The sequence below is a fragment of the Chromobacterium sp. HL1 genome, assembly GCF_057418835.1.
Map to the genome: position 1 here is coordinate 3,179,763 of NZ_CP162399.1, position 26,654 is coordinate 3,206,416.

Annotated in this window: 23 protein-coding genes and 4 tRNA genes; 14 read left to right on the forward strand and 13 right to left on the reverse strand. The window is 64.9% G+C overall.

Annotation, left to right across the window (positions count from 1 at the left end):
• Positions 1-578: 578 nt before the first annotated feature.
• Positions 579-1,331 carry a winged helix-turn-helix domain-containing protein gene (locus tag AB1Z25_RS14340; protein ID WP_486635527.1) on the forward strand — a complete coding sequence of 251 codons (753 nt, stop codon included), beginning with the start codon at positions 579-581 and terminating at the stop codon, positions 1,329-1,331.
• Positions 1,307-1,774 carry a hypothetical protein gene (locus AB1Z25_RS14345; RefSeq protein ID WP_107799833.1) on the forward strand — a complete coding sequence of 156 codons (468 nt, stop codon included), beginning with the start codon at positions 1,307-1,309 and terminating at the stop codon, positions 1,772-1,774. The genes AB1Z25_RS14340 and AB1Z25_RS14345 overlap by 25 nt, the downstream gene beginning before the upstream one ends.
• A gap of 211 nt (positions 1,775-1,985) precedes the next feature.
• Here AB1Z25_RS14345 and AB1Z25_RS14350 read toward each other — a convergent pair whose 3' ends face one another.
• The 5 genes from AB1Z25_RS14350 to AB1Z25_RS14370 form a co-directional block, all read right to left on the reverse strand.
• The gene (locus AB1Z25_RS14350; protein ID WP_227108597.1) at positions 1,986-3,614 is read right to left on the reverse strand and encodes a lactate permease LctP family transporter; all 1,629 of its coding nucleotides are present in this window, start codon (positions 3,612-3,614) and stop codon (positions 1,986-1,988) included.
• 162 nt (positions 3,615-3,776) lie between these two features.
• Positions 3,777-6,602 (reverse strand): FAD-binding and (Fe-S)-binding domain-containing protein, encoded by a 2,826-nt coding sequence (locus AB1Z25_RS14355; RefSeq protein ID WP_486635528.1) that lies wholly within the window; start codon positions 6,600-6,602, stop codon positions 3,777-3,779.
• Positions 6,599-8,062, reverse strand: a complete 1,464-nt coding sequence (locus tag AB1Z25_RS14360) for a LutB/LldF family L-lactate oxidation iron-sulfur protein (RefSeq protein WP_107799835.1) — start codon at positions 8,060-8,062, stop codon at positions 6,599-6,601. Before AB1Z25_RS14360 ends, AB1Z25_RS14355 begins: the two co-directional genes overlap by 4 nt.
• Positions 8,059-8,766, reverse strand: coding sequence for a LutC/YkgG family protein (locus AB1Z25_RS14365; protein ID WP_107799836.1), 708 nt, complete (start codon positions 8,764-8,766; stop codon positions 8,059-8,061). Before AB1Z25_RS14365 ends, AB1Z25_RS14360 begins: the two co-directional genes overlap by 4 nt.
• Positions 8,763-9,503, reverse strand: a complete 741-nt coding sequence (locus AB1Z25_RS14370; RefSeq protein ID WP_235087615.1) for a (Fe-S)-binding protein — start codon at positions 9,501-9,503, stop codon at positions 8,763-8,765. Before AB1Z25_RS14370 ends, AB1Z25_RS14365 begins: the two co-directional genes overlap by 4 nt.
• A gap of 163 nt (positions 9,504-9,666) precedes the next feature.
• Between AB1Z25_RS14370 and AB1Z25_RS14375 the strand changes: the two genes are divergently transcribed.
• The gene (locus AB1Z25_RS14375) at positions 9,667-10,431 is read left to right on the forward strand and encodes an FCD domain-containing protein (protein ID WP_235087612.1); all 765 of its coding nucleotides are present in this window, start codon (positions 9,667-9,669) and stop codon (positions 10,429-10,431) included.
• A gap of 171 nt (positions 10,432-10,602) precedes the next feature.
• Here the strand turns inward: AB1Z25_RS14375 and AB1Z25_RS14380 are convergent, their stop codons facing one another.
• The gene (locus AB1Z25_RS14380; protein ID WP_107799839.1) at positions 10,603-10,947 is read right to left on the reverse strand and encodes an H-NS histone family protein; all 345 of its coding nucleotides are present in this window, start codon (positions 10,945-10,947) and stop codon (positions 10,603-10,605) included.
• Between the two features lie 418 nt (positions 10,948-11,365).
• Between AB1Z25_RS14380 and AB1Z25_RS14385 the strand changes: the two genes are divergently transcribed.
• From AB1Z25_RS14385 to AB1Z25_RS14395, 3 genes are all read left to right on the forward strand, one after another.
• Positions 11,366-11,441 (forward strand) — tRNA-Ala (locus AB1Z25_RS14385).
• Between the two features lie 7 nt (positions 11,442-11,448).
• Positions 11,449-11,524: transfer RNA gene (locus AB1Z25_RS14390), tRNA-Glu, on the forward strand.
• 8 nt (positions 11,525-11,532) lie between these two features.
• Positions 11,533-11,608, forward strand: a tRNA-Ala gene (locus AB1Z25_RS14395).
• A 54-nt stretch (positions 11,609-11,662) separates the two neighbouring features.
• Here AB1Z25_RS14395 and AB1Z25_RS14400 read toward each other — a convergent pair.
• From AB1Z25_RS14400 to AB1Z25_RS14415, 4 genes are all read right to left on the reverse strand, one after another.
• A complete protein-coding gene (locus AB1Z25_RS14400; RefSeq protein ID WP_486635530.1) occupies positions 11,663-13,270 on the reverse strand; it encodes a diguanylate cyclase domain-containing protein in 1,608 nt (535 codons plus the stop codon).
• Positions 13,267-14,709: a sensor histidine kinase gene (locus AB1Z25_RS14405; RefSeq protein WP_227104154.1), complete on the reverse strand. Its 1,443-nt coding sequence runs from the start codon at positions 14,707-14,709 to the stop codon at positions 13,267-13,269. The genes AB1Z25_RS14400 and AB1Z25_RS14405 overlap by 4 nt, the downstream gene beginning before the upstream one ends.
• A 253-nt stretch (positions 14,710-14,962) precedes the next feature.
• A tRNA-Asn gene (locus tag AB1Z25_RS14410) sits at positions 14,963-15,038 on the reverse strand.
• Positions 15,039-15,133: 95 nt separating this feature from the next.
• Positions 15,134-18,079, reverse strand: coding sequence for an Rne/Rng family ribonuclease (locus AB1Z25_RS14415; RefSeq protein ID WP_486635531.1), 2,946 nt, complete (start codon positions 18,077-18,079; stop codon positions 15,134-15,136).
• 522 nt (positions 18,080-18,601) lie between these two features.
• On the opposite strand from AB1Z25_RS14415, the gene AB1Z25_RS14420 reads away from it, so the two are divergent.
• The 8 genes from AB1Z25_RS14420 to AB1Z25_RS14455 all read left to right on the forward strand — a co-directional run bounded on the left by AB1Z25_RS14420 (position 18,602) and on the right by AB1Z25_RS14455 (position 24,660).
• Positions 18,602-19,537 carry an RluA family pseudouridine synthase gene (locus tag AB1Z25_RS14420; protein WP_107799842.1) on the forward strand — a complete coding sequence of 312 codons (936 nt, stop codon included), beginning with the start codon at positions 18,602-18,604 and terminating at the stop codon, positions 19,535-19,537.
• Position 19,538: 1 nt separating this feature from the next.
• Positions 19,539-20,198: an HAD-IA family hydrolase gene (locus AB1Z25_RS14425; protein WP_107799843.1), complete on the forward strand. Its 660-nt coding sequence runs from the start codon at positions 19,539-19,541 to the stop codon at positions 20,196-20,198.
• Positions 20,174-20,536 carry a Rieske (2Fe-2S) protein gene (locus AB1Z25_RS14430; RefSeq protein ID WP_486635532.1) on the forward strand — a complete coding sequence of 121 codons (363 nt, stop codon included), beginning with the start codon at positions 20,174-20,176 and terminating at the stop codon, positions 20,534-20,536. The genes AB1Z25_RS14425 and AB1Z25_RS14430 overlap by 25 nt, the downstream gene beginning before the upstream one ends.
• A 41-nt stretch (positions 20,537-20,577) precedes the next feature.
• Entirely contained in the window at positions 20,578-21,519 is a 942-nt protein-coding gene (locus tag AB1Z25_RS14435) for a S49 family peptidase (RefSeq protein WP_486635533.1), read from the forward strand.
• 19 nt (positions 21,520-21,538) lie between these two features.
• Positions 21,539-22,375, forward strand: coding sequence for a flagellar motor protein MotD (gene motD / locus AB1Z25_RS14440; RefSeq protein ID WP_019101524.1), 837 nt, complete (start codon positions 21,539-21,541; stop codon positions 22,373-22,375).
• A 28-nt stretch (positions 22,376-22,403) separates the two neighbouring features.
• Complete coding sequence (locus AB1Z25_RS14445; RefSeq protein WP_227104166.1) at positions 22,404-22,994, forward strand: malonic semialdehyde reductase; 591 nt, start codon at positions 22,404-22,406, stop codon at positions 22,992-22,994.
• A gap of 57 nt (positions 22,995-23,051) precedes the next feature.
• Positions 23,052-24,080: a quinone-dependent dihydroorotate dehydrogenase gene (locus AB1Z25_RS14450; RefSeq protein ID WP_227104168.1), complete on the forward strand. Its 1,029-nt coding sequence runs from the start codon at positions 23,052-23,054 to the stop codon at positions 24,078-24,080.
• Between the two features lie 112 nt (positions 24,081-24,192).
• Positions 24,193-24,660, forward strand: a complete 468-nt coding sequence (locus tag AB1Z25_RS14455; RefSeq protein WP_048415794.1) for an outer membrane lipoprotein — start codon at positions 24,193-24,195, stop codon at positions 24,658-24,660.
• Between the two features lie 121 nt (positions 24,661-24,781).
• On the opposite strand, the gene AB1Z25_RS14460 is transcribed toward AB1Z25_RS14455, so the two are convergent.
• The 3 genes from AB1Z25_RS14460 to fur are packed head-to-tail and all read right to left on the reverse strand — an operon-like array spanning position 24,782 to position 26,629.
• The gene (locus AB1Z25_RS14460) at positions 24,782-25,519 is read right to left on the reverse strand and encodes an arginyltransferase (RefSeq protein ID WP_486635534.1); all 738 of its coding nucleotides are present in this window, start codon (positions 25,517-25,519) and stop codon (positions 24,782-24,784) included.
• A complete protein-coding gene (aat, locus tag AB1Z25_RS14465) occupies positions 25,506-26,207 on the reverse strand; it encodes a leucyl/phenylalanyl-tRNA--protein transferase (protein WP_235087594.1) in 702 nt (233 codons plus the stop codon). The genes AB1Z25_RS14460 and aat overlap by 14 nt, the downstream gene beginning before the upstream one ends.
• Complete coding sequence (gene fur / locus AB1Z25_RS14470) at positions 26,204-26,629, reverse strand: ferric iron uptake transcriptional regulator (protein WP_019101530.1); 426 nt, start codon at positions 26,627-26,629, stop codon at positions 26,204-26,206. The genes aat and fur overlap by 4 nt, the downstream gene beginning before the upstream one ends.
• Between the last annotated feature and the right edge of the window lie 25 nt (positions 26,630-26,654).

Here is a 26,654-nt window from a genome sequence, read left to right on the forward strand (position 1 = left end):
GGCCGCAGCCATTTGCCAGAGCCGTCAATTCCACTCAGTCCTCAATAGCAAGCGACAGGCCATCTTATTGGCGGCTCCCTTATCCCGGTTTTTCATGCGCGCTTCGCGCCGGACTCGCCTCGGCGGGCGTTTCGGCTCCGTTCCGGCGCCGGCGCGCTGTAATCGCGTCGCTACAATTCCGTAGTCATCGCCGGCCGCTCCGGCCTTTCGCCAAATCCATGGTTTTCGTTGCGGGCCGGCCACGCCGAATACGCCGGATTCCCCGACGCCGCCATCCCGGCGGCAATGCCCTACAGGCCTGAGTTCCAGCGGACTTCGCCGTCCGTTCGCGCATGCGGTCCGCGCGGCGAACGCGGCCATCCTCTTGAAAAGAAGCGGATTCTGTTGGAAAATATTTGACGTCAAATCAAGAGCGCGCCCGGCGCTCTTGTCATTTCCGCTTACCTTTCGGCTCCCCCGCAACATCACTTGGCAAGGCCAGCTTGGCAGTTGGGTATTGCTACCTATAATCGATTTAGAGCAAATTACCTATGGGGTAATTTAAAATATCGCCGAACCCGTCCTGGCCGTAATATCAAATGCCGCAAGGCGTTTCCAATACCGGCCGCGGCGTGGGAAGAAAGATTATAAAAATGAGATTCCATATTGAAGACAAAGTCGTCTTCGACCCTGACGAGGGCAGCCTGCTGCCCGGGGATCAAGACAAGATCATCCTGAAATACAATGAAGCGCTGCTGCTCAAGCTCTTGCTCTCCGGACTGTTCGAAAAAAACGAGCTGATTGAAAACGTATGGGGGAAAACCATCGTCACCGACTCCAGCTACCACAAGCTGGTATTCGATCTGCGCGCGCAGCTTGAGAAAAGCGGGCTGGATCCCAAGATCATCAAGACCATTCCGAGGCGCGGCTGCCAATTCGTCGGCGCCTTCGCCACGCTGGAGCCGCGGGAGGACGCCGACGGCGCCCTGCCCGCGCCGGAAAGCCTCCCGCCCGCGGCCGGAGCCGCGCCGGCGCCCAAGCGGCGCATGGCGCGCTGGCGGCTGCCGGTCCGTGTCGATCGCCGCCAGGCGCTGGCCATGCTGGCCATCACGGCCGCGGGCCTGCTCTTGGGCTGGCACGCCTCTTGGTGGATTCCGCAAATGAACATTCATAAAATGCGCGACGGCGCGCGCAGCCTGTTCGTGGTGGGCAATGTCTACCGCGACGCGCCCAAGCTGCCGGAAAGCGGCGGCGACGCCTTCTACATCAAGAGCGGCAAATGCACGGCGAGTTATCTGTGCGACAAGAAATACGGGAGCGATCTCAATTGCAAAAACAAAATCGTGTTCTGATCGCTCTCGGACTGTTTCTGATCGCGCTCTATCTGGGCTATGCCGGCCACAACTACATCATGGACAGCCGCACCATCTGCACCGCCCGCATCTCCGAGCTCAAATTCCCGCGCAATAGCGGCGAGACGGCGATCACCAGCGGCTTCATCGATCTGGACATGAAGAACGAGACCATCCACTTCTTCCTGCATTCGCCCACCGGCGACTACATCAACCGCCTGCTGCAGTTCAACACCAGCTACGGCTGGAACGGCGAGGCCAACGCGGTCACCATCGTCAAAAAGACCAAGTCGCCGTCCGAGTACGGCAGCCTGGCCAGCGAATACCATATCTTCGACATCGGCACCCGCCACCTGATCAATATGGTGCCGGTCACCAACCATGTCACCCAGGTCAATTTCGACTCGATCAGCTTCTTCTGCGAAAACCAGGAAATCCTGTAAGCCGCCCCCGGCCCGGCGCGTCCACGCCGCCGGGCCTTGAGCCGGGCTCTCAGAACCTGTTTACGATCTCCGAGCCTGTTCAAAGTCTCGCGAGCAAGAGCGAGACAAGGCGAAAACGAGCGAAAAAGCGGAATGTACACGTGGTACATGAGCATTTTGAGCTTGTTTTTAACGCCGTATCGCTGAAGCGCAGCAGACATTGAACAGGTTCTCAGAAATACGCCATCGCGTAAGTCATCGCCCCCACCAGACTGCAAAAGATCAGGCTGTGCTTGAGGGTGAAACGGAACAGGTCCGCCTCCTTGCCCACCAGGCCCACCGCCGCGCAGGCCACGGCGATGGACTGCGGCGAAATCATCTTGCCGGTCACGCCGCCGGTGGTGTTGGCCGCCACCAGCAGAATGTCCGACACGCCCAACTGATGCGCGGTGGACGCCTGCAAGGCCGAGAACAAGGCGTTGGACGAGGTGTCGGAACCGGTCAGGAACACCCCCAGCCAGCCCAGGAAGGGCGAGAAAAAGGGAAAGGCCTTGCCCGTATTGGCCAGGCACAAGGCCAGCGTGCTGGACATGCCGGAATAATTGGCGACGAAGGCGAAGGCCAGCACCATGCCGATGGACAGGATGGGCCGCTTCAGTTCCAGCAGGGTTTCACCGAAGGCGGCGGCGGCCTGCGCCGGGCGGAAGCGCAGCAACACGATGGACAGCAAGGCCGCGACGAAAATGGCGGTGCCCACGGCGGACAGCAGGTCCAGCTTGTACAGCGCCTCGTAAGGCTTGTCTGCGGCCACGATGGGCGCGGTCTTGATCACCAGATTGTCCAGATACGGCACATGGAACTTCAGCACCCAGTGCTCCAGCGCGCCGCCCTTGGCGAACAAGGCCTTGAACGGTTTCAGGCTCCACAGCGTCACCAGCGCGGTCAGGATCAGGAACGGCCCCCAGGCGCGGGCGATCCGGCCCAGGCCGAAGCCGGATGGCCGGCGCGGGCTGGGCGCGCGGCGGCCGGCGAATGTGAAGATCTCGCGCGGCTGCCACACTTTCAGGAACAGCGTCAGACACACCAGGCTGACCAGGGCCGAAGTGATGTCCGGCAGCTCCGGCCCGATGTAGTTGGAGGTGAAATACTGAGTGACGGCGAAGGAGCCGCCGGCCACCAGCACCGCCGGCCAGGTTTGGCGCACGCCTTTGAGGCCGTCCATCATCATCACCAGCCAGAACGGCACCAGCACCGACAGAAACGGCAGTTGGTGGCCGGCCTTGGCGCCGATGGCGAAAGGGTCCAGCCCGGTGACCTGACCGGCGACGATGATGGGAATGCCCATGGCGCCGAAAGCCACCGGCGCGGTATTGGCGATCAGGCACAGGCCGGCCGCGTACAGCGGATTGAAGCCCAGGCCCACCAGCAGCGCGGCGGTGATAGCCACCGGCGCGCCGAAGCCGGCGGCGCCCTCCAGAAAGGCACCGAAGGAGAAGCCCACCAGCAGCATCTGCAGCCGTTGATCCTCGGTCACCGACAACACCGAGGCGCGGATGATGTCGAACTGCCCGGTCTTGACGGTGATCTTGTACAGAAACACTGCGGCGATGATGATCCAGGCGATGGGCCACAGGCCGTAGGCGAAGCCGAAACCGGCGGCGGCCAGCGCCATGTCCGCCGGCATGCCGTAGAACAGCGTGGCCACCAGCAGCGCCAGCAGCACGGTCAGGCTGCCGGCGACATGGCCCTTGAGCCGGAACACCGCCAGCGCCAGGAAAAAGAAAATAATCGGCAAGGCCGCCATCAGCGCCGACAGCGCCATGCCGCCGGACGGAAAGTAGTTTTGGGTCCAGATCATGATGTCTCCTCTGTAGTCTCTCCTTCTTCTTGCGCGCACAAACATCCGCGCGGCGGCGGGCTAGCCGCGGCCGTGTGGACGGAATGCGCTCAGGGAAGGATGTTTACCGGCGTTTCAACTCGGAGCCAGCCATCCTCCCGGACGGCGGCGCCAACGATGCGGCCTTCATAGCGGGCCGCTTTTTGGGGTGGTGCAAAAATCCAGCAGCGCCTCGACGCTGCGGTATTCAAAGCCGGCGTGCTCGCTCAGGCCGATCTGGCAAGTTCGGCTCATCGACACGCCGTGGCGGCAGCCCTGGGGCAAGGCCGGCGGCAGCCGTCGCAAGCTGTGCGCGTTCAGTTCCGGCACGGTGAAGCCCTTGTCGCCGGCGAAGCCGCAGCAGGCGATGTCCGGCACCGTCAGCCGCTCGGCGCAGCGGCCGGCCAGCCGCTTGAGCGCGTCCGCCGCGCCCATCTCGGCGGCGCTGCAGGGGATGTGCAGCGCCAGTTGCGCCAGCTTGCGCGTCACCGCCAGCCGCGGCGCGACGAAGGCGTCCAGGAAGCGGGCCGCGTCGAACAGACGCAAGCGCGCGTCCAGCCGGCCTTGGCGCTGGGCGGACAGGATGCGCGCCGCGCACGGCCCGTTGTCCAGGTAAACCGGATGGCGGCCGTCTTCGCTGGCGGCCAGCAAGGCCAGGTTCAGCGCGTTCTGACTGATGTCCAGCGCCTCCGCGGCATTGGCCGAGGCGAAGGGCTGGCCGCAGCACAGGCCATCCTGGCCGGACGGATAGCGAGGGCTGAAACCGGCGCGGCGCAGCAAGGCCAGCGTGGGCGCGGCGGCGTTGCCGCCGTCGGCGTCCGCGGCCAGCGCGCGGTTGACGCAGCTGAGGAAGAGCACCACCGGCTCGCCGTCGCCGCCGGCGGCGGGCAGACGGCCGGCCGGCCGCGGCAGCTGCGCGGGCAGCAAGGGAATCACCTTGTGGCGGCGGCGCAGCCGCAAGCTGATGCGGTGCAGCCGCTCCGGCCCGAATAGATACGCCAGCGCCAGGCCGGCGCGGACGGCGGACGCGGCGGCGCCGATGTGGCGGGCGGCGAAGCGCGCGGCGCGCGGCCGCGGCGACGGTCCTTGCAAGCGCTTCATCAATTCGCCGGTATTGATGCCCACCGGGCAGCGCGTCGCGCACATGCCGGTGGCGGCGCAGGTGTCGATGGCGCGGTAGCGGAAATCGGCGCGCAGCGCGGCCAGCTCTTCCGCCGCGCCGCCGTCGCGGCTCAGTTGCTGGATGCGGCGCCAGGCGACGATGCGCTGGCGCGGGCTCAGCGTCAGCCCGTGCGACGGACAGGCCGCCTCGCAAAAGCCGCATTCGATGCAGCGGTCGACGATGGGATCGGCCGCCGGCAAGGGCTTGAGGTTTTCCAGGTGCAGCCGCTCGTTGTCGGTGATGATCACGCCGGGATTGAGCAGGCCGTCCGGGTCGAACAAGGCCTTGATGCGGCGCATGATGTTCCAGGCGGCGTCGCCCCACTCCTGGCGCACAAAGGGCGCGACATTGCGGCCGGTGCCGTGCTCGGCCTTCAGCGAGCCGTCGTATTCGCCGGCCACCAGCGCGCTGACGTCTTGCATGAAGGCGTCGTAACGCGCCACCTCGCGCTCGCTGTCGAAACTGGGCGCGAACACGAAATGCAGATTGCCGTCCAGCGCATGGCCGAACAACAAGGCCTCGTCATAGCCGTGGCGGTCGAACAAGGCGGTCAGCCTGGCCACGCCGTCGGCCAGCTGCGGAATTGGAAAAGCCACGTCCTCGATCACCACGGTGCTGCCCAGCGGCCGCACCGCGCCCACCGCCGGAAACAGGCCCTTGCGCAAGGCCCAATAGCTGTCGCAGACTGCGGCCTCGCGGCTGAAGCCGCTGGACAGACGCGGCGCGAAACCGGCCAACAGTTGGTCTATCGCCGCGCAATGGCGCTCCAGCTCCGCCTCGGAACCGGCCCGCGCCTCGATCAGCAAACAGGCCTCCTCCGGGCCGAACGGCCGCGCCAGGAAATCCGGCAGCCCCGGCTTGCCGTGCAAGGCGCGCAGGCTGCGGCTGTCTATCAGCTCCACCGCCGCCACGCCGTGGGCTTCCGCGGCCGCGCTCAGCGCCGACACCGCGCGGCAGCACGGCTCGAGCGCGTCGAACAGCAGCAAGGCCGAGGCCTTGTGCGGATGCTCCACCACGCTGTGGAAGGTGATTTCGCTGATGAAGCCCAGCGTGCCCTCGGAACCGATCAGCACATGGCTGAGCATGTCCACCGGGTCGTCGAAATCCAGCAAGGCGTTGATGCCGTAGCCCGTGGTGTTCTTCAGCCGGTATTTGCGGCGCACCCGCTCGGCCAGCGCCGCGTCGGCGCGCAGTTCGGCCGCCAGGCCGGACAAGCCGGCCAGCAGCGCGGCGTGGGACTGGCGGAAAGCCGCCACGCTGGCGGCGTCGCCGGTGTCCAGCACAGCGCCGTCCAGCAGCAGCAGGCGCATCGCCGCCAGCGTGTGATAGCTGTTGTCGCGGGTGCCGCAGCACATGCCGCTGGAGTTGTTGGCGGCGATGCCGCCGATCTTGGCGCTATTGATCGACGCCGGGTCCGGGCCGATCTTGCGACCGTAAGGCGCCAGCAGGGCGTTGGCGTGGCTGCCTATCATCGCCGGCCCCAGCCGGACGCGCGCGCCGTCATCCAAGACCTGGCCATGGTTGAAGCCATCGCCCAGTAAGACCAGCACCGAATCGCTGACCGCCTGGCCGGACAAGCTGGTGCCGGCGGCGCGGAAGGTCAGCGCCACCCGGTGGCGGCGCGCCAGCGCCAGGATGGCCGCCACTTCCGCCTCGCTGTCGACGCGGGCGACGATTTGCGGCCGCAGCCGGTAGAAGCTGGCGTCGGTACCGTAAGCCAATGTGGACAGCGGGTCGGTGTAGATGCGCGCCGCCGGCATCGCCGTCAGCAAATCGCTATGGAAAGCCTGATGCGCCGGGCTCATGCTCATGGCCGCTCCCCGGCGGCGCGGCGCGCTTCGCGTTCGCGCACCAGCTCGTGCAGGGTCTTGGGCGCCGGCGTCAGCGGCGCGTGGTTCTGGGTCCAGCCCAACTGGCCGCCAAGCGCGAGCTTGCGCAGCCGGGTGGCGCCCCAGCCGAACCAGCGGTATAGCCGCGGCGAGGCGTGGACCTGGCGCCAGCCCTTCCAGGCCAGCCGCTCCGCCGCGCTGGCCGCCGCGCCCTGGCCGCGCAGCGGATGGCTGACTGCCTCCCCGGCCGGACGCTGGCTTTCCTCGCGCAGCCGCATCAGCATCTCGGGGATGGGGATCTTCACCGGGCAGACCTCGCCGCAAGCGCCGCACAGGCTGGAGGCGGTGGGCAGGTCGCGGGTGTTTTCCAGGCCCAGCAGATGCGGCGAGATGATCTCGCCTATCGGCCCCGGATAGGTTGTGCCGTAAGCGTGGCCGCCGATGCGGGCATAGACCGGGCAATGGTTCATGCAGGCGCCGCAGCGTATGCATTGCAGGGTCTTGCGCAATTGCGCGTCGGCGTAGGCCTGGCTGCGGCCGTTGTCCAGCAGCACCAGGTGCACTTCACGCGGACCGTCTTTTTCGCCGGCGCGGCGCGGGCCGCTGATCATATTGAAATAAGTGGTGATGGGCTGGCCGATGGCGGAGCGGGTCAGCAGGCTGTACAAGGGCGGCACGTCGGCCAGCTTCTCCACCACTTTCTCGATGCCGGTGATGGCGATGTGCAGGTCCGGCACCGTGGTGCACATGCGACCGTTGCCCTCGTTCTCCACCAGGCACAGCGTGCCGGTTTCCGCCACCGCGAAGTTGACGCCGGACAGGCCGACGTCGGCGTCCAGATAGAGCCGGCGCAGCGCGCCGCGGCCTATCTGTATCAACTCGTCCACGTCCTCGGTGTAGGGCGTGCCCGGCAGCTTGTCGTGGAATAGCCGCGCGATGTCGGCCTTGGTCTTGTGTATCGCCGGCATGATGATGTGGGTGGGCTTTTCGCCGGCCAACTGCACGATGTACTCGCCCATATCGCTTTCCACCGCGGCGACGCCGCGCGCTTCCAGATAGTGGTTGAGTTCGATTTCCTCGCTGACCATGGACTTGCCCTTGACCATCAGCCGGCCGGCGCGCGCCGCCACCAGGCCGTGGATGATGCGATTGGCCTCGTCCGCGGTCTCGGCCCAATGCACTTGCACGCCGTTGGCGCTCAGCCGCGCCTCCAACTGCTCCAGCAAGTCCGGCAGCCGCGACAGGCAACGCTGGCGAATGGCTTCTCCCAATGCGCGCAAGGCGTCCAGTTCCGCCGGATCGTCGAAGGCCGACAAACGCTTGGCCATCAGAAAATCCATCGCCCCGCGCAGGCTGTGGCGCAGTTCGCCGTCGGCCAATGCCGCGCGCGCCTGCTGCTTGAATTGGCGCGAGGGATAAAGCTCGATCTTGTGCTCGCTCATGGTCGGGCCTCCTCCGCCTGCTCCAGCTGCGCCGGATCGATGTGCTCGGGCAGCTGCGCCAGCACCAGCAGTTCACGCGGGCCGTGCGCGCCGTAGGCCAGCGTCAGCTGGATGTCGGCGGTCTTGGACGGGCCGGAAATCAGCAAGGCGTTGGTAGGCATGCCGTCCTGCCAGTTTTCGCAACGCATCGCGCTGTAGAAGTCCGGATAGAGCGTGGCGGTGTCGAACAGGACGATGTGCAGCGGCGGCACCAGGCTCATGGTCCGCGGCTCCTGCGCGTCCGGCCACAGCACCAGGGTGCCGGTGGCGGCGATGCCGCAGCGCGCCGCGGTGAACGCCGCCTCGATCTCGAACAGCTCGGCCTTCCAGTCGTCGACGGCGCGGTCGAAGAAACGCAGCGCCGGCGGCGTCGGCAAGCCTTGCAGCACCGCCTCGGCGCGGCGGCCGTGCGCGGTGTCGGACAGCAGCAAGGAAGCCGGCCGCCGCTGCGCGATCCACACCGCCAGCCGCGTGTGCCAGTCGTCGGCGCGCACCCATAGCACCTCGGTCTTCACCGCCCGCATCGCCCGCGCCCAGCCGCGCAAGGCGTCCAGGCTGTGCTGCGGCGGCGCGAAGCGCCGGAAATGCGCGTCCAGCTCCGGCCGCGGCAACTCCTCGCGCGGCGCGGCGCGCAGCTTGGCCAGAATGGCGTCGCGGGCGCTCATGCCTTGCCTCCCACGCGCTCCAGCAGAAAGCTGGCCAGATGCCGGCCCCGAAACGCCCCGCCCTCCTTGGCCAGCTTGCCGTTGATATTGAGCAGACAGCCGCCGTCCGCGGTGATGAACTCCACCGCGCCGCTGTCCCGCAGCGCGGCGGCCTTGTCCGTCACCATCGCCCCGGCGATGTCAGGATGCTTGATCGAAAAAGTGCCGCCGAAACCGCAGCACTCGGATTCATGGTCGTGCACCACCCGTTCCACATTGGCCAGCCGCTCCAGCAAGGCCCAAGAGGACAGATGCACATTCATTTCGCGGCGGGCGGAACAGGAGGTGTGCACCGCCACCTTCACCTTGGGGCCCTGATCTTGCGGCCGCCAGTCCAGATGGTTGAGCAGAAAATCGCTGAACTCCACCACCCGCGCGGCCGCCGCGCAGGCGCGCGCCTCGTCCGGCTGGCCGGCGAACAGCTTGGGCCAATGGTACTTGATCATGCCGCCGCAGGAGCCGGACGGCACCACGATGGGCCAGTCCTCGGCGAAGCAGTCCAGCTGCGCCCGCGCCACCGCCAGCGCTTCCGCCGGATGGCCGCTGGTATAGGCCGGCTGGCCGCAGCAGCTCTGTTGCTGCGGAAAGTGCACTCGCAAGCCCAGGCCTTCCAGCAAGGCGATGGCGTCCACGCCGGCCTGCGGCAAAAACAGGTCCAACAGACAGGTGCCGAACAGATACACGTTGGCAGGCTTCATCCGGTTTCCTTTGTAAATTGGTAAGACCAATTATTTTTATTAAAACAACTCTAGAGTGATTGCTTGAGTCCGTCAATATGACGACGCGGATTCCCGCACCGGCTGTGGTAAGCTGCACTCACTCTGGTCTGACCAATTTTTCCGAACCGACAAGCCCGGCGCCATGGCCTATCCCAAACTGAACATCCCCAAACTCTCCGACGTCATCGTCGAACAACTGGAAAAGCGCATTCTGGACGGCGTGCTCAAACCGGGAGACCGCCTGCCGCCGGAACGGCAGCTGGCCGAGGAGTTCGGCGTGTCCCGGCCCTCGCTGCGCGAGGCGATCCAGCAACTGGCGTCGCGCGGCCTGCTCAGCAGCCGCCAGGGCGGCGGCACCTGGGTGACGGACCGGCTGGAGACCGCGTTTTCCGACCCCTGGGAAAAGCTGCTGAACCAGCATCAGGACTTGCACGGAGACTTATTGGAATTCAGGCGGGTGCTGGAAGGCGCGGCGGCGCGCAGCGCGGCCAACCGCGCCACGCCGGCCGATCTACAGCGTCTGGAACATTGCGTGAACCAATTGCAGAATGCCTACGACGGCGGAGATCTGGCTCAGCAGGCGCAGGCCGACGTGCGCTTTCACCAGGCGGTGGCCGAGGCCTCGCACAATGTCTTGTTCGCCCATCTGAGCGGCAGCCTGCTGGCCATGCTGCATCGGCACGTCAAGGACAATATCGCCGATTTGTTCGCGGTGGGAGAAGTGGCGGACGCGCTGCGCGCGCAGCATCTGGCCATCTGGGAAGCTATCCGCGACAAGCAGCCGGACGCCGCGCAGCAAGCGGTGGAACAACATCTGGACTTTGTCGCCACCACGCTGCAAAGCAGGCAGCGGCAAGCGGAGCGCGATGCGCGAGCGCGCATGCGCCTGGAACACCAGGACCCTTGAAACGCGCCTGAGCCGGCCGCCGCGGCGCCAGCATCCATTCAAGGTCTCGCGGGCCAGCGCGAGACAAAATGAAAACAGCGGAAGAAGCGGAACGCGCTCGCGGCGCACGAGCATTTCGAAGCGGTGCTCACCATGCCAGGCTTCACAAGGCGCGGCAGATGGTGAATGCTTCTAGACCTGCCCCAATCTTTTCTGACTCTTGATCACAAAACGCTCGCGGTCCTCTCCCCTGGCCTCCGCCTCCACCAGCCACACCGGCGGCCTGCCGCGGCCGGACCAGGTCTGGTGAGGCATCGCCGGGTTCTGATATTTGGGCGTCACGCCGTTTTTGGCGTAGAGCTTGGGCAGAATCAGGCCGTAAGCCATGGCCAGCCGCTCAATTTCTTCTATCCCTTTCTGCTGACGCAACTGAACGCGGTCCGTCAGGGTGTTCAGCAGGAAAACCGCGGCTTCTTTCAAAGCCTGGTCCGAGGAGGAGTCCAGCAAGTCCTCGTTGATCAACTGTTTTTTATTCATGCACGCCTCCTAAAGCTTTGCCGGACTGTCGCTTCCCTTCCCACCCCGGCCAATCCGCGCCCGGCATTCTCATGTCTATGCCATCCATCGTTAGCCGTCGATTTGAGCCAGGCTTTAACCTTGTCCGGCATGAACTCTTTGCGCTAATGCCGGACGTGAATTGTTTTTCCGCGGATATTCTATCCCCGCCACCCCAATGGCTTGGAATAGGAATAAACTGATTTTTCCCAGAAAATCACGGCTTTGCGGCCAGCGGCGTCAAAAGCCGCCGCCGCCGCCCCTTAAACCCCCTTTCTCACCCGGCGTCCGCCAAGGGAAATATTTTGAGAAAAGCCTTGCGCGGCCTGAAAAGCCTAGGTATAGTTCGCTTCCTGTCGAGACCGACCGGGCGAAAGCCGGGAAGGGCGAAACACTCCGTGGGGGTATAGCTCAGCTGGGAGAGCGCTTGCATGGCATGCAAGAGGTCAGCGGTTCGATCCCGCTTATCTCCACCACAATTCAGTCCCCATCGTCTAGAGGCCTAGGACATCGCCCTTTCACGGCGGTAACCGGGGTTCGAATCCCCGTGGGGACGCCAGCAATACCGGGGGTATAGCTCAGCTGGGAGAGCGCTTGCATGGCATGCAAGAGGTCAGCGGTTCGATCCCGCTTATCTCCACCAAATATAAAAGCCGAAATCTCGCGATTTCGGCTTTTATTCTTTCCCGCGCGAATTTTATTCCGCCGCCATCCTGAATTCGTTCTTACCCGCCCTCTTGGCCTGGTACATCGCCCGGTCGGCCGCATGCAGCAAACCGCCCAGATCGCCGCCGTTTTCCGGAAAGAACGCCACCCCTATGCTGGCCGACACCGCGCATTCGTCGTCACCCAAAGCCACCGGCTGCGCCAACACCGTCAAGAGCCGACCCACCATCACGCTGCAGGACTCTCCGCGATCCAAGCCCGGCGCCACCACCAGAAACTCGTCCCCGCCCAGGCGCACCACCAAATCCTCGCCGCGCACATGCTGACGCAGACGCTCGGCCATCGCCACCAGCAGCGCGTCGCCCGCCTCGTGCCCCCAGCCGTCGTTCACCGCCTTGAAACCGTCCAGATCGATGAACAAGAGCGCGATGCGCTCATTGCGGCGCTTGGCCCTGGCAATCTCCTTATCCAACTCCACCTGCAGAAAATGGCGATTGCCCAAGCCGGTCAGTTGATCATGGTAGGCCAGGAAATGAATATGCGCTTCCGCCGCGCGTATCGCCGAAATATCGGAGATGGCCAGCACGTAATGACTAACCGCCCCCTCCCCGTCCCGCACCACCGACGCATGCTGCCAGCAAGGAAAGGTTTCACCCCGGCGGCGACACACCACCTCGCCCTGCCAGAAATGCCGCTCTCCCTCCAGCCGGCGGTAAAAACTCTCGCCATGCGGCTCCACGTGCAGGCAATCGTCCGGATCGCTGCCCAACGACTCTTCCGCGCTCAAGCCCGTCAATCGGTAAAAGGATTCGTTCGCCGACACGATGCAACGCCGATGATCCAATACCAGAATCCCCTCCGCGCTGGCCTGAAACACCACGCTGGCTTGCCGCAGGCTGGCCTCGCTCAAATGCGCGTCGGTCACGTCTCGCGCCACCCCCACCCAACGCGCCGGCTCGCCCTGCGCGGCGAAATTGCGCCCGCACAACTCAAGCCAGCGCTCCCCGCCCTCCGCGTCCAGCTTCACTGTTTTCTGCAAGACCCGCTCGGACTCCAAGATCCGCGTCAACTCGGCGGCGTCGGCCTCGGCCATGCCGAGCAAACCGGGCAACCCGTCCTCGGCGACGGCGAACGGGAACGCGTCCAGAAACTCCTGCTCCCACGCCATCTCGCCGCGCCGGCCGCCCCATTCCCACACCCCCAGCCGGGCCGCCTCCACCGCCATGCGCAAGCGACGGCGCTGACGCTGCTCCTCCACCTCCGCCCTGCGCCGCGCCAGCCCCATGCGCACCGAGGCGTTCAGCTCCCGCAACTGGTAAGGCTTGAGCAGATAGCCGTAGGGCGCGCTGCCTTCCGCGTTGCGCAGCATATCGTCCTCGGCGTAGGCGGTCAGAAAGATGGACGGGATCTGGAAACGCTCGCGTATCACGCGCGCCGCCTCGGTGCCCGGCACGTCGCCGTCCAGATGAATGTCCATCAACACCAGATCCGGCCGATCCGCCCCCGCCCGTCGCACCGCGTCGTCCGCATTGGCGCAGACGCCGAGAACCCGGTAACCCAAAGACTCCAGACTGGTCTGCAAGTCCAGCGCCACCACCCCTTCGTCTTCCACGATCAACAAACCGTTGTCCATATTCATTCCGCGCTCTCCGGCTCATCGCTGAACGCGATCTCCACGCAGGCCCCGCCCGCCTCAGGCCGCAGCAAGCGAGCCTCCCCCTTCAACTGACCCACCAGGGTGGGAATCAGGCGAAACCCCAAGGAACTGACCTCGCCCAGCTTCACCGACTCCGGAATGCCGACGCCGTCGTCCGACACCAGAATCCGGCAACGCCCGCCGTCCTCCCGCTCCAGCGCCACCTCCACCGTGCCGCGCCGATCGGGAAACGCATGCTTGAGCGCATTGGTCACCAACTCGTTCACCAGCAAGCCGCAGGGAATCGCCCGCTGCATGCCCAGATACACCGCGGCGCCCATGCCGCGGCAGCGCAAGCGCACCCCGACGTCCGACACGCTGCCGCTGAGCAACTGAGTCAGCCGCTCCAGGTAAACCCCCACGTGAATCCGGGAAAAGTCGCCGTGCTCGTACAAGAGCTGATGGATCAGCGCCATCGCGCGCACATGATTCTGACACTCGGTCAGCACCGCCACCGCCTCCGGCGGCGCCGAGCGCGTTTGCAGATTGAGCAGACTGGAAATGACTTGCAGATTGTTTTTGACCCGGTGGTGCACCTCGTTGAGCAAGGCGGTCTTTTCCTTCAAGGCCAACTCCAGACTGGCCTGCGCCGCCTTGCGCGCGCTGATGTCGGTAATGGTGGCCAGCACTTGCAACTCCCCGCCGTCGCGCACCGGCGTCAGGCCGATTTCGGCCGGGAACTCGCCGCCGTCGCGCCGCACCCCGAAGATTTCCTGCTGGCGCGCCATCTCCCGCGCCTCCGGGCGGCGCATATAATTTTCGATCAGCCGCCCATGGCCGTCGCGGAAGCGCTCCGGCACCAGGCCGGAAATCATCAGACCCTCCATGCCGACGCCCAGATAATCGAACATCACCTCCGCCCGATGATTCGCCATCCGGATGCGCCCGCCCTGGTCTATCATCACCAAGCCGTCCAGCGCGGAATCCACCACCATTCGCAAGCGGGCCTCGCCCTCGCCACGCAGACGCTCGGCCCGCCGCTCCGCCGCCACGTCCCTGACCACCGCCAACACCCCCGCCACCTCGTCCGCCGAGGCGCAATACGGCAGATAGCTGATCTGCCACTCCCTGAGCGCGCCCTTGCCGCCGGCGCCCACCCTGGAATTGACGCAAACATCCAGCACCGGCTCGCCGCTCTCCATCACCTGCCGCATCAGCGATTCCAGATATTCGCCGATCTGCGGCAGCGTTTCCGCCACGCCGCGCCCCAGATGGGCCGAATGCGGCAGGCCGTTGGCCTCCGCCAGACGTTGGTTGAGCAATCGATAACGCATCTGGCCGTCAATCAGCGCCAGCCCCACCGGAACCGCTTCCAGCACATCGGACAACACCTGTTCGGCGCAATCCAAGGCGCTGCCTTCGCCCTTCAGGGATCCAGCCACCCGGCCTCCTCACGCCACCCCCAGCTCGCCGCGCCGCGCAGCCGGAAACGGCCGCGCTCAAGCGCGCGCAAACGAGGCGGTCAAGTTGTCACCAGCTTGTGTTATATGACGTATGGAATGGGAAGCAAACTGTTAAAATTGCTTAGCGCAATCAATTGGGACAGGCGCGCCAGGGCGCCGAGAACTCGGCGGAAAACCGCGACGAACGCGCGGAAACGCAAAAAGGCCACGCGATGCGTGGCCTTTTGAATTCTGGCTCCCCGAGCAGGGCTCGAACCTGCGACCTGCGGATTAACAGTCCGTCGCTCTACCAACTGAGCTATCAGGGAACATCTCTTGCGAGAGAGGGGCATATTAACCAAACCCCTGAGCGGCGTCAACACCCGGAGCGCTAAATAGCAGCGCTCCGGGCCTCAGACTACGTTCAAGGATTGCGGGTTTCCACCTGCACCAGGTCAGCCGGAGCGGCGCCTTGCTGAGCCTGACGAGTCACGTCGCGACGACGCGGCCCCGCCGGCAATACCGGCTCCTGCGCCGCGGGCGCCTCGACTACCGACTTGGTGGACACCATGACCAAGCCGCCCAGGCTTGCCGGCTCCGCCGCGGCAACGGCGCGGGTCTCGACCACGGCCGGTGCCTCGACTGCCGGCTCGACCGGATCGGCCTGTTCCGGCTCGCTCTGCGCAGCGGCAACTTCCGGCGCAGGCGCGGGTTCCGCCGCGACAAACGCCTCGACAGCCTCCAGCACCGAAACCACTTCAACCGCCGGAGCCGCCTCAAGCACCGGAGCCGCTTCCACGACCGGGGCCAGCTCAATCGCCGGAGCCGCGTCAACAGCCGGCTGTTCCGGCTCAACCGCCGCAACAGGCTCGAACGCTTCCCGCGCCGGCTGGACCGCTTCGACTGCCGCGGATTCAACCGCCGCCGCTTCCTCGCGCTGCTCAGCCGCTGCCGCCGGCGCTTCAGCCGGCGCCTCGGCCACCGCCTCGACGACGGCTTCCACCGCTACCGCGCTGACAACGGCCGCGGCTGCGATCGGCGCCGCTTCCGCCGCCGGCAGGGCAAGACCCTCTTCCTGCGGCGCTGCGGCCGGATCATCGCGACGACGGTCGCGACGGCTGCGACGACGACGACGCTCATTGCGCTCCTGCTGCTCGGCGTCGCCTTCGGCGCGAGCCTCGTCGACAACCGGCTTGCTCAGCTCCAAAGCCTGCTCTTCCGCCTGCGGCGCCTGACGACGACGCGGTTCCTGCTGCGGACGCTCCTGCTTCTCCAGCTTTTCCGGACGCTCCTGCGGCGCTTCCTCACGCGCCGGCTGTTGACGCTGCGCGTCCTTCAGCTCGCGCGGTTCGCGGCCTTCGCGAGTCTCGCGGCCATTGTCGCGCTCGCGGCGGCGGCCGTTGCGCGGCTGCTCGCCGCGCTCCTGGCGCTCCTCGCGTTGCGGCGGCTCTTTGCGCTCCGGACGCTCCTGGCGTTCCTGACGCTCGCCGTCCTGGCGCTCACCGCGTTCGGCGCGCTCCGGACGACGCGGTTTCTCATCGGCACCTTGACGACGCTGCTCGTGTTCGCGACGCGCCTGACCGCCCGGACGGCGGTCGCCGTTGCGCTGGCGGTTGCCGCGTTGCTGAGACTGGGCCGCCGGCTTTTTCTTCTCGGCCGGCTGAGCCGCTTGCTCCGGCTCGGCGAACAGGCTCTTGACCCAAGCGCCCAGCTTGCCGAACAGACCCGGCTCCGGCTCGGCCGCCTTGGCCGCCACCGTCGGCGCCGGCTGCTGAGGCGTAATGCCCTTGACCGCGGCTTCCTGACGCTCCAGCTTCGGCTTTTCATGGCCGAAGTTGGTGATCACGTCTTCTTCCTGCACTTCCACCCGCTTGTAGCTCGGCGCTTCGCCGGCTTCGGCCAAGTCGTCGTGGCGCACGCGCACGATCTTGTAATGCGGGGTTTCCAGATGGATGTTCGGGATCAGCACCACGTCCACGTCCAGACGCTCTTCGATCGAATGGATCTCGGAACGCTTTTCGTTGAGCAGGAAGGTGGCCACGTCCACCGGCACCTGCGCGTGAACCGCGCCGGTGTTTTCCTTCATCGCCTCTTCCTGAATGATGCGCAGGATGTGCAGCGCGGAGGACTCGGTGCCGCGGATGAAGCCGATGCCGTGACAGCGCGGGCAGGTCTCGTGGCTGGTCTCGCCCAGGCTGGGCTGCAGACGCTGACGCGACAATTCCAGCAGGCCGAAACGGGACAGCTTGCCCATTTGGACGCGAGCGCGGTCGTGCTTGAGCACGTCGCGCAGGCGGTTTTCCACATCGCGCTGGTTCTTGGCGCTTTCCATGTCGATGAAGTCGATCACCACCAGGCCGCCCAGGTCGCGCAAGCGCAGCTGGCGGGCGATTTCCTCGGCCGCCTCCAGGTTGGTCTTGACCGCGGTGTCTTCGATGTCGGCGCCCTTGGTGGCGCGCGCGGAGTTGACGTCGATGGACACCAGCGCTTCGGTGTGGTCGATCACGATGGCGCCGCCGGACGGCAGCTGCACGCTGCGCGCAAAGGCGGTTTCGATCTGGTGTTCGATCTGGAAACGGGAGAACAGCGGCACATGATCCTTGTACAGCTTCACACGCGACAGCATGTTGGGCATCACATGGCTCATGAACTGACGGGCCTGATCGTAGATTTCCTCGGTGTCGATCAGCACTTCGCCGATGTCGGGATGGAAGTAATCGCGGATCGCGCGGATCACCAGGCTGCCTTCCTGCAGAATCAGGAACGGCGCGTTCTGAGCGCCGGCCGCGCCTTCAATCGCGCGCCACAGCTGCATCAGGTAACCCAGATCCCACTGCAGTTCTTCCAGATTGCGGCCGATGCCGGCGGTACGGGCGATCAGGCTCATGCCGTGCGGCACTTCCAGCTGAGACAAGAGGTCCTTCAGCTCCTGACGCTCCTCGCCCTCGATGCGGCGCGATACGCCGCCGCCGCGCGGGTTGTTGGGCATCAGCACCAGATAACGACCGGCCAGGCTGATATAGGTGGTCAGCGCGGCGCCTTTGTTGCCGCGCTCGTCCTTCTCCACCTGCACGATGACTTCCATGCCTTCGCGCAGCACATCCTGGATGCGCGGACGGCCGCCGTCATAGCCCTGGAAATAGGAACGGGACACCTCTTTGAACGGCAGGAAGCCGTGGCGTTCGGTGCCGTAATCGACAAAACAAGCCTCAAGGGAGGGCTCGATACGGGTAATCACACCCTTATAGATATTCCCCTTGCGCTGCTCCTTGCCTACAGTCTCGATATCGAGGTCGACGAGCTTTTGTCCGTCGACGATAGCAACGCGCAGCTCTTCAGCTTGCGTTGCGTTGAACAACATGCGTTTCATTTACATTCCTTGCGCGGCACTCACGCAAGGGATGCAGCCAGTATTTGACGGCCCAGTGACTATTGATGGGCGCTTTCCGAAAGAAGTGTCGATGTAAAGATCGAAAAAAACAGTTTTGACAAGCCTACTTCCTGAAAATCGATCACACGCAGACCTGACTCATGTGCGCAATTGGCGCTCCGGGATCGCCGGCCTGCCTCAAAGGGCAGGACATACAGTGCAGGGGGGCTAGCATGCCGGGTCAAACTTCGCTGCAAAATTTCCTGACTGGCTTAGCATCAGGAAATGGAATACTCGTGAGTGCGTTATGCGTACAAATGCATTACCATCGCTGCTTTTCGGTGAGCGAGTTAACCTTGGCTGCAAACGTCGCGAGCGGCATCAGGTCAGGGTCTGTAAATCCCTGCCGGCCGTCTCCAACCTCTTGCAGCAGCGCCACGCAACATGCCGTGACCTTGGCTTGACATTTCGCCGTCATCTTGGTGCAACACACCTTGGGACAGCGCCAGAAGTATAAGCAATATGACAGACATTCGCAAAGATTCCGTCTCCTTCGTCCAAGTGGACGACGGCGACGCCGGCCAACGCATCGACAACTACCTGGTGCGTTTGCTCAAGGGCGTGCCCAAGAGCCACATCTACCGCATCCTGCGCTCCGGCGAGGTGAGGGTGAACAAGGGCCGCATCGACGCCGCCTACCGCGTGCAGGCGGGCGACGAGCTGCGCATTCCGCCCATACGCGTGGCCGAGCGCGCGGAAAAGAACGTGCCGGCCGCCACCTTCCCGGTGGTGTACGAAGACAACGCGCTGCTGGTGATAGACAAACCGGCCGGCGTGGCGGTGCACGGCGGCAGCGGCGTGTCCTTCGGCGTGATCGAACAACTGCGCCAGGCGCATCCGGACTGGCGCTATCTTGAGCTGGTGCACCGGCTGGACCGCGAAACCTCCGGCCTCCTGATGCTGGCCAAGAAGCGCTCGGCGCTGACCAAGCTGCACGACATGATGCGCGCCAATGTGCCGGACAAGCGCTATCTGGCGCTGGGCCTAGGCCAGTGGCCGGACGACGCGCGCCAGGTCAAACTGCCGCTGTTCAAGTTCCACACCCCGGACGGCGAGCGCCGCGTGAAAGTCAGCGACGCCGAAAACGGCCAGTACGCGCACACCAATTTCGCGGTCAAGGAACGTTTTGCCGAGTTCACGCTGGTGGAAGCCCACCTGCGCACCGGCCGCACCCATCAGATCCGCGTGCACATGCAGGCCAACGGCTGCGCGATCGCCGGCGACGAGAAATACGGCGACTTCGCGCTGAACAAGGAACTGGCCAAACGCGGCCTGAAACGCATGTTCCTGCACGCGCGCAGCCTGTCCCTACCCCATCCGCTGACCGGCGAGCCGCTGAAACTGGAAGCGCCGCTGCCGCCGGAGCTGGAGCGCTTCCTGAAAAGCCTGAGGTCTTGAGATGAATACTCGCTTCGATCTGGTCGTTTTCGACTGGGACGGCACCCTGATGGACTCCACCGCTCACATCAGCCAGTCCATCCAGCAGGCTTGCGCCGACCTGTCCCTGCCCGTCCCCAGCCGCGAGCAGGCCAGCCACGTCATCGGCCTGCGCCTGGCCGAGGCGCTGCAACAGGCCTGTCCGGCCGCCGCCCCGGAGCAACTGCCGCGGCTGACCGAAGCCTTCCGCCATCATTACCACGCCAACCAGCATCAGGTGACCCTGTTCGACGGCGCCGTGGACTGCCTGAACGCCATCGCCGCCAGCGGCGTTTTCCTGGCGGTGGCCACCGGCAACAGCCGCGCCGGCCTCAACCGCTTGCTGGAGCAGACCGGGCTCGGCCCGCTGTTCCACGCCACCCGCACCGTGGACGAATGCCATTCCAAGCCTCATCCGGACATGCTGTTGTCGCTGACCGAGATGCTGGGCGCGGACCCGCGCCGCACGCTGATGATAGGCGACACCAGCCACGACCTGCTGATGGCCGGCAACGCCGGCTGCCACGGCGTAGGCGTCGGCTTCGGCGCCCACGACAGCGAGCATCTGGAAAGCTGCGGACCGCTGGCCTTGTTCCATTCCTACCCCGAGCTGCAGACATGGCTGCTGCCGAAACTCGGATAATCTGCGCCGCAGCCGAGCTGCAGGACGGCGGCCGCGCCTGGCGCTTCGAGATCACACAGGCGGACGGCGCCCCGCCGCTGCCCGCCTTCGCCGTGCGCTACCGCGGCAAGGTCTACGCCTACGTCAACGCCTGCCGCCACATCCCGGTGGAACTGGATTTGCGCGATGGCGAAGTCTTCGACCTCAGCGGCCATTATCTGGTGTGCAGCATGCACGGCGCCTGCTACGAAGCGCACACCGGCTATTGCGTCTCTGGCCCCTGCCGCGGCCAGCGGCTGATCGCCGTGCCCGTCTTCGAACAGGACGGCAACATCTGCATCAATGTCATGCCGTCGTGAACTTTGCTAGACTCCTGGAATTATTCAGGGAGCACCCACACATGAGCGACACCTCCAACCATTGGGAACGCCAATTGCTGGAAAAACTGGCCAGCGCCGCGTTGGTGGAACAACGCCGCGCCCGCCAGTGGAAAATTTTCTTCCGCATGATCTGGCTGATCATCATCGGCTTCATCCTGTTCAGCCTGTTCATGCGCAACGAGGACAAGGCCACCGCCGGCATCGTCGGCTCCGGGCACACCGCCGTCATCACGCTGGAAGGCGTGATCGACAGCCAGAGCGACACCGCCAACAAGCTGAGCCAGGCCCTGACCGACGCCTACGGCGACAAGAGCACCAAGGGCATCATCATCGACGCCAACAGCCCGGGCGGCAGCCCGGCGCTGTCCGGCATGGCCTATGACGAAATCCGCCGCCAGAAGAAGCTGCACCCGTCGGTGCCGGTTTACGTGGTGGTCAGCGAGGTCTGCGCGTCCGGCTGCTATTACATCGCCTCCGCCGCCGACAAGATCTTCGTCGACAAGGCCAGCATCATCGGCTCCATCGGCGTGCTGTCCGACGGCTTCGGCTTCACCGGCGCCATGGAAAAACTGGGCGTGGACCGCCGCCTGCGCACCTCCGGCGAGAACAAGGCGATGGGCGACCCCTTCTCCCCGGTCAACCCCAAGCAAGAAGCCATCCGCCAGCAATTGCTGGACGACATCCACCAGCAATTTATCGCGGCGGTCCAGGTTGGCCGCGGCCAGCGCCTGGCCAAGGACCCGCAACTGTTCTCCGGCATGGTGTGGCTGGGCGACAAGAGCATCCCGCTGGGCCTGGCCGACGGCCTGGGCACGGTGCGCTCGGTGGCGCGCGACGTGATCAAGGCGGAGAAAACCGTCGACTATACTCAGCAAGACGATCTGTCCAGCCGCGTGGCGCGCAAGATCGGCGTGGAGTTCGCCGGCGGCGTGAAGAGTCTGTTCGACACCAAGCTGTTCTGACCAACCGGCAAGGCACACCATGGCGCGCAGAAGAAAACGACAGGAAGAAGAACACGAGAACCATGAACGTTGGCTGGTTTCCTACGCCGACTTCATCACCCTGCTGTTCGCTTTCTTCGTGGTGATGTACGCGATCTCCTCGGTCAACGAGGGCAAGTACCGCGTGCTTTCCTCCGCCATCGTGGACGCCTTCCGCTCCGGCTCCACCATCAGCGTCAACACCACCCCGCCCAGCGGCGGGGCCAACACCATGATAGAAATCCCGGAGACCAAACCCATCGCCAAGGCGGTCAAGGGGGAACACCAGGCCGAGAAAAAAGCCAATACCGGCTCCGCCCAGGGCGACGAAAAAACCCGGCTCGCCAACCTGACCCAGGATCTGGCCAAAGTGATGGACCCGCTGGTCAAGAGCGGCCAGGTCACCATCACCCACAGCAGCAAGGGCGTCACCATCGACATCCGCGACACCGCGCTCTTCCCCACCGGACAGGCGCAGCCCAACGAACAGTCGCGCCAGCTGATGGCCAATATGGCGCTGCAGCTGGCCAAGGTGGACAATCCGATCCGAGTGGAAGGCTTCACCGACACCGTGCCCATCCGCAACTCCTACTTCCCGTCCAACTGGGAACTGTCCGCCTCGCGCGCCGGCAGCGTGGTGCGCCTGTTCCAGGAAAACGGCATCAAGCCGGAACGGCTGGTGGCGGTGGGCCGAGGCGCCAACCTGCCGGTGGGCGACAACGCCACCGCCGACGGCCGCGCCAGCAACCGCCGCGTCGCCATCACCGTGCTGGCGAGCGGGCTGAGCGACGCCGAAGTGCTGTCGCCGCAAGACGCATCCATGGCCAATGGCCGCTAACACCCCTGTTTCTCAAGAGGAGCACGATATGAGCACCCCGATTCATCATTCCGCGCTGGAACAGCTGTTCCTCAACGCCCGCACCCACAGCCACTGGCAGGACCGCCCGGTCACCGCCGAAACGCTGCACCAGCTGTTCGACCTGCTGAAAATGGCGCCCACCAGCGCCAACTGCTCGCCGGCGCGCTTCATCTTCGTGCAAAGCGACGCCGCCAAGGCCAAGCTCAAGCCCTGCCTGGCCGAAGGCAACGTCGAAAAAACCATGGCCGCGCCGGTCTGCGTGATCGTGGCTCAGGACATGCGTTTCTACGAGCACCTGCCCAAGCTCTACCCGCACGCCGACGCCAGAAGCTGGTTCGAAGGCAACGACGCGGCGATCCAGGCCACCGCCTCGCGCAACAGCAGCCTGCAAGGCGGCTACCTGTTGCTGGCCGCGCGCTCGCTGGGACTGGACTGCGGTCCGATGTCCGGCTTCGACAACGCCGCGGTGGACCAGGCCTTCTTCCCGGACGGCCGCTTCAAGTCCAACTTCCTGGTCAACCTGGGCTACGGCGCCGCGGACAAGCTCTACCCGCGCTCGCCGCGCTTCGAGTTTGACGACGCCTGCCAGATTCTTTAATCCCCCCGCCCGATGCCCGGTTATAATGCCGGGCATTTTGCTGCCTGGAGAAACAAGATGCTCTATTCGCTTCTGCGCCCGCTGCTGTTCCGCTTTGACGCAGAGACCGCCCACGAACAGACGCTGGCCATGCTGGACCAGGCGCACAAGCTGCGCCTGAGCACGCTGACCTGCCACAGCGCCGCGCGCAAGCCGGTGCAAGCCATGGGCCTGACCTTCCCCAACGCGGTGGGACTCGCCGCCGGGCTGGACAAGAATGGAGCGCATATCGACGCCTTGGCCGCGCTGGGTTTCGGCTTCATCGAAATCGGCACCGTCACCCCGCGGCCCCAGCCGGGCAATCCCAAGCCGCGGCTGTTCCGCCTGCCGGAGCACCAGGCCATCATCAACCGCATGGGCTTCAACAATCTGGGCGTGGACACTCTGCTGGACAATGTGCGCCGCTGCAAATTCCAGGGCGTGCTCGGCATCAATATCGGCAAGAACGCCGCCACCCCGATAGAAAACGCCGCCGACGACTACCTGGCCTGCCTGGACAAGGTCTACGCCTACGCCAGCTATGTCGCCGTCAACATTTCCTCGCCCAACACCAAGAACCTGCGCCAGCTGCAGGAGGGCGACGAACTGGGCCGCCTGTTGGCGCAATTGAAGCAGCGCCAGCAGGCGCTGGCCGACAAGCACGGTCGCCACGTGCCGCTGGCGCTGAAGATCGCGCCGGATCTGGACGACGATCAGATCGTCGCCATCGCCCGCCTGCTGACCGAACACCGCATCGACGGCGTCATCGCCACCAACACCACGCTCTCACGCGAGGCGGTGGCCGGCCACCCGTTGGCGGAGCAGGCCGGCGGCCTGTCCGGCGCGCCGGTCAAAGACCGTTCCACAACAGTTATTCGCAAATTAGCCAAGGAACTTGACGGCGCTCTGCCTATCATAGGAGTTGGCGGCATCCTGTCCGGGCGGGACGCCGTGGAAAAACTGGACGCCGGCGCCAGCCTGGTGCAAGTCTACAGCGGCCTGATCTACCGAGGCCCGGCGCTGGTGGCCGAATGCGCGAATGCGATCGCAGCGCGCGCCAAACCCTGAACAACAGCACGCGCGGCCGCGCACGGGCCCTTCCTCAGGAAGCCCGGCGACAGGCCCGCGGCGACCATCCCGGGGCAAACCGGCTCGCTTATATAACATGGGACTCACTCATATGAACGCAAAACAACTGATTCGTCTTTCCGCCGTCGCGCTGCTGAGCGCCGGCGTGCTCACCGGCTGCGCCACCTCCGACTCCGCCGCCGTCTATTCCAAAGGCCAGATGCGCCAGGCGCAGACCGTGCAGCTGGGCACCGTGGTGTCGGTGCAGAACGTGAAAATGGAAGGCAGCAACAATGAGCTGCTGACTCTGGGCGGCGCCGCGCTGGGCGGCCTGGCCGGCAGCAATATCGGCGGCGGCAAGGGCCAGATCGCCGGCGGCATCGTAGGCGCGCTGGCCGGCGGCTTCGGCGCCCAGGCCGCTCAACGCGGCCTGAGCAAGAACGCGCTGGAAATCACCGTCAAGCTGGACGGTTCCGGCCGCATGATCTCCATCGTGCAGGAAGCCGACATTCCGTTCTCCGCCAACCAGCGCGTGCGCGTGCTGACCGGCGGCGGCAACGACCGCGTGGTGCCGTTCTAAGCATCCGCTCAAGGCCCGCCGTCGCACGCTTTCGACTCACAGGCCTTGAACAGGCTCTGACGCGGACGGCGTCAGCAATGAAAAAGCCGGCGCTCGCGCCGGCTTTTTCATTGGGTGCCGCTCACTCGTCCCGCGGCCTGGACAACTCCACCCACCGCCCGTCCATCAAGGCCTGCAGGGGCTGATACATCGCCTTGTAGGACATCTTCTGGCATTCGCGTATCCAATAGCCCAGATACAGGTGCGGCAGCCCCAGCCGCCGCGTCAGCTCCGCCTGCCACAACACATTGAACACGCCCAGGCTGGATTTGGAGTCTTCCGGATCGTAGAAGGTGTATACCGCGGACAGGCCGTCGGCCAGGCGGTCGATCAGGCTGACCATCTTCAATTCGCCGTCCAGGCGGAACTCCGCCAGCATGCTGTCCACCCCGCTTTTCAGGATGAACTCCGAATACTGCTGCGGATCGTCGTCCGACATGCCCCCGCCGGCGTGCCGCGACTGCTGATACCAGCGATACAGCGCATAGTGTTCGGCGTCGAACTCCAGCGGCAGCAGGCGCACCTGCATCGCCTCCAGCCGACGCGCCACCTTGCGTTGAGTGCGGCTGGGCGCGAAACGCTCCACCGGAATCCGCACCGGCACGCAAGCCTGGCAACTGTCGCAATACGGCCGGTAGGTATACAGGCCGCTGCGGCGGAAGCCCAGCTTCACCAACTGGCTGTAAACCTCGCCATCGATCGCCTCCGCCGGGATCGCCACCTGCGAACGCGCCTGACGCCCGGCCAGATAACTGCAGGGATAGGGCGCGGTGGCGTAGAAATGGATGGCCACTGTCGGGCCGGGATCACGATGGCTCATTGGTATACCGGTAGTTCCACATCGCGGCGGGCTGCGCCCGTCGGGCATTCTCTTTCAGAGTAGCAAGAAATGTCTGACGCGAAACCAACTTGGCGCCCAAGCTCTGCAAATGGCGGGTGTGCATCTGACAATCTATCATCGTCACCCCCTGCGTCCGCAAATGGCGCACCATGTGGATGAAGGCCAGCTTGGACGCGTTGCTGCGCCGGGAAAACATGGATTCGCCGTAGAACATCAAACCCAGGCCGATGCCGTACAGGCCGCCGACCAGTTCGCCGTCCATCCAGGTCTCGAAAGAATGCGCGTAGCCCAGCCGGTGCAGACGGCAATAGGCGTCCACCATCTCCGGCACGATCCAGGTGCCCTGCTGCTGCGCCCTTGGTTCGGCGCAGGCCGACATCACTTCGCGGAAGGCGGTGTCCACGCGGATTTCGTAATGTTGATTGCGCAGCAGCTTGTCCATGGAACGGCTGACTTTGAGCTCGTCCGGACTCAGCACCATGCGTGGCGCCGGCGACCACCACAGAATGGGCTCGCCTTCGGAAAACCAGGGGAAAATGCCTTGGGAGTAAGCAGCCAGGATGCGCTGCGGGGACAAATCGCCTCCGGCGGCCAGCAAACCGTTGGGTTCGCGCAGAGCCAGCCGCACCGGAGGGAAGACCGGCTCAGGACCGAGCCAGGGAATCATGCCTTCTTGGCGTTAAGGCAGTCCGGGCACTCGCCGTACATGTACAGCGCGTGATCGACGATGCGGAAGCCGTGCTGCTCGGCGATGCGGTCTTGCAAAGCCTCGATCTCCGGATCGAAGAACTCGACCACCTTGCCGCAGCTGACGCACACCATGTGATCGTGATGACCGCCCTGGTTCAGCTCGTACACCGCTTTGCCGGTTTCGAAATGGTGGCGCACCAGAATGCCCGCCTGCTCGAACTGCGTCAGCACGCGGTAAATGGTGGCAAGGCCGATGTCGATATTTTCCGCGAGCAGCTTGCGGTAGACATCTTCCGCCGACATGTGGCCGGCGTGCTCCTCCTCGAACAGATCGAGGATTTTCAAACGCGGGCCGGTGGCCTTGAGGCCGATATCTTTAAGGTGACTGGCTTTGCTCATCGTGATATAAAGTGGGTCGATTTCA

Excerpts from the sequence above, each read along its gene's own strand:
- AB1Z25_RS14365 (WP_107799836.1), bottom strand. The coding sequence starts at position 8,766 with ATGAGCGCCCGCGACGCCATTCTGGCCAAGCTGCGCGCCGCGCCGCGC.
- AB1Z25_RS14430 (WP_486635532.1), top strand. The coding sequence starts at position 20,174 with ATGGCTGCTGCCGAAACTCGGATAATCTGCGCCGCAGCCGAGCTGCAG.
- AB1Z25_RS14415 (WP_486635531.1), bottom strand. The coding sequence starts at position 18,079 with ATGAAACGCATGTTGTTCAACGCAACGCAAGCTGAAGAGCTGCGCGTT.
- motD (WP_019101524.1), top strand. The coding sequence starts at position 21,539 with ATGGCGCGCAGAAGAAAACGACAGGAAGAAGAACACGAGAACCATGAA.
- AB1Z25_RS14455 (WP_048415794.1), top strand. The coding sequence starts at position 24,193 with ATGAACGCAAAACAACTGATTCGTCTTTCCGCCGTCGCGCTGCTGAGC.
- AB1Z25_RS14375 (WP_235087612.1), top strand. The coding sequence starts at position 9,667 with ATGGCCTATCCCAAACTGAACATCCCCAAACTCTCCGACGTCATCGTC.
- AB1Z25_RS14460 (WP_486635534.1), bottom strand. The coding sequence starts at position 25,519 with ATGAGCCATCGTGATCCCGGCCCGACAGTGGCCATCCATTTCTACGCC.
- AB1Z25_RS14420 (WP_107799842.1), top strand. The coding sequence starts at position 18,602 with ATGACAGACATTCGCAAAGATTCCGTCTCCTTCGTCCAAGTGGACGAC.
- AB1Z25_RS14400 (WP_486635530.1), bottom strand. The coding sequence starts at position 13,270 with ATGAATATGGACAACGGTTTGTTGATCGTGGAAGACGAAGGGGTGGTG.
- AB1Z25_RS14380 (WP_107799839.1), bottom strand. The coding sequence starts at position 10,947 with ATGAATAAAAAACAGTTGATCAACGAGGACTTGCTGGACTCCTCCTCG.
- fur (WP_019101530.1), bottom strand. The coding sequence starts at position 26,629 with ATGAGCAAAGCCAGTCACCTTAAAGATATCGGCCTCAAGGCCACCGGC.
- AB1Z25_RS14445 (WP_227104166.1), top strand. The coding sequence starts at position 22,404 with ATGAGCACCCCGATTCATCATTCCGCGCTGGAACAGCTGTTCCTCAAC.
- AB1Z25_RS14355 (WP_486635528.1), bottom strand. The coding sequence starts at position 6,602 with ATGAGCATGAGCCCGGCGCATCAGGCTTTCCATAGCGATTTGCTGACG.
- AB1Z25_RS14340 (WP_486635527.1), top strand. The coding sequence starts at position 579 with ATGCCGCAAGGCGTTTCCAATACCGGCCGCGGCGTGGGAAGAAAGATT.
- AB1Z25_RS14370 (WP_235087615.1), bottom strand. The coding sequence starts at position 9,503 with ATGAAGCCTGCCAACGTGTATCTGTTCGGCACCTGTCTGTTGGACCTG.
- aat (WP_235087594.1), bottom strand. The coding sequence starts at position 26,207 with ATGATTCCCTGGCTCGGTCCTGAGCCGGTCTTCCCTCCGGTGCGGCTG.
- AB1Z25_RS14435 (WP_486635533.1), top strand. The coding sequence starts at position 20,578 with ATGAGCGACACCTCCAACCATTGGGAACGCCAATTGCTGGAAAAACTG.
- AB1Z25_RS14450 (WP_227104168.1), top strand. The coding sequence starts at position 23,052 with ATGCTCTATTCGCTTCTGCGCCCGCTGCTGTTCCGCTTTGACGCAGAG.
- AB1Z25_RS14425 (WP_107799843.1), top strand. The coding sequence starts at position 19,539 with ATGAATACTCGCTTCGATCTGGTCGTTTTCGACTGGGACGGCACCCTG.
- AB1Z25_RS14360 (WP_107799835.1), bottom strand. The coding sequence starts at position 8,062 with ATGAGCGAGCACAAGATCGAGCTTTATCCCTCGCGCCAATTCAAGCAG.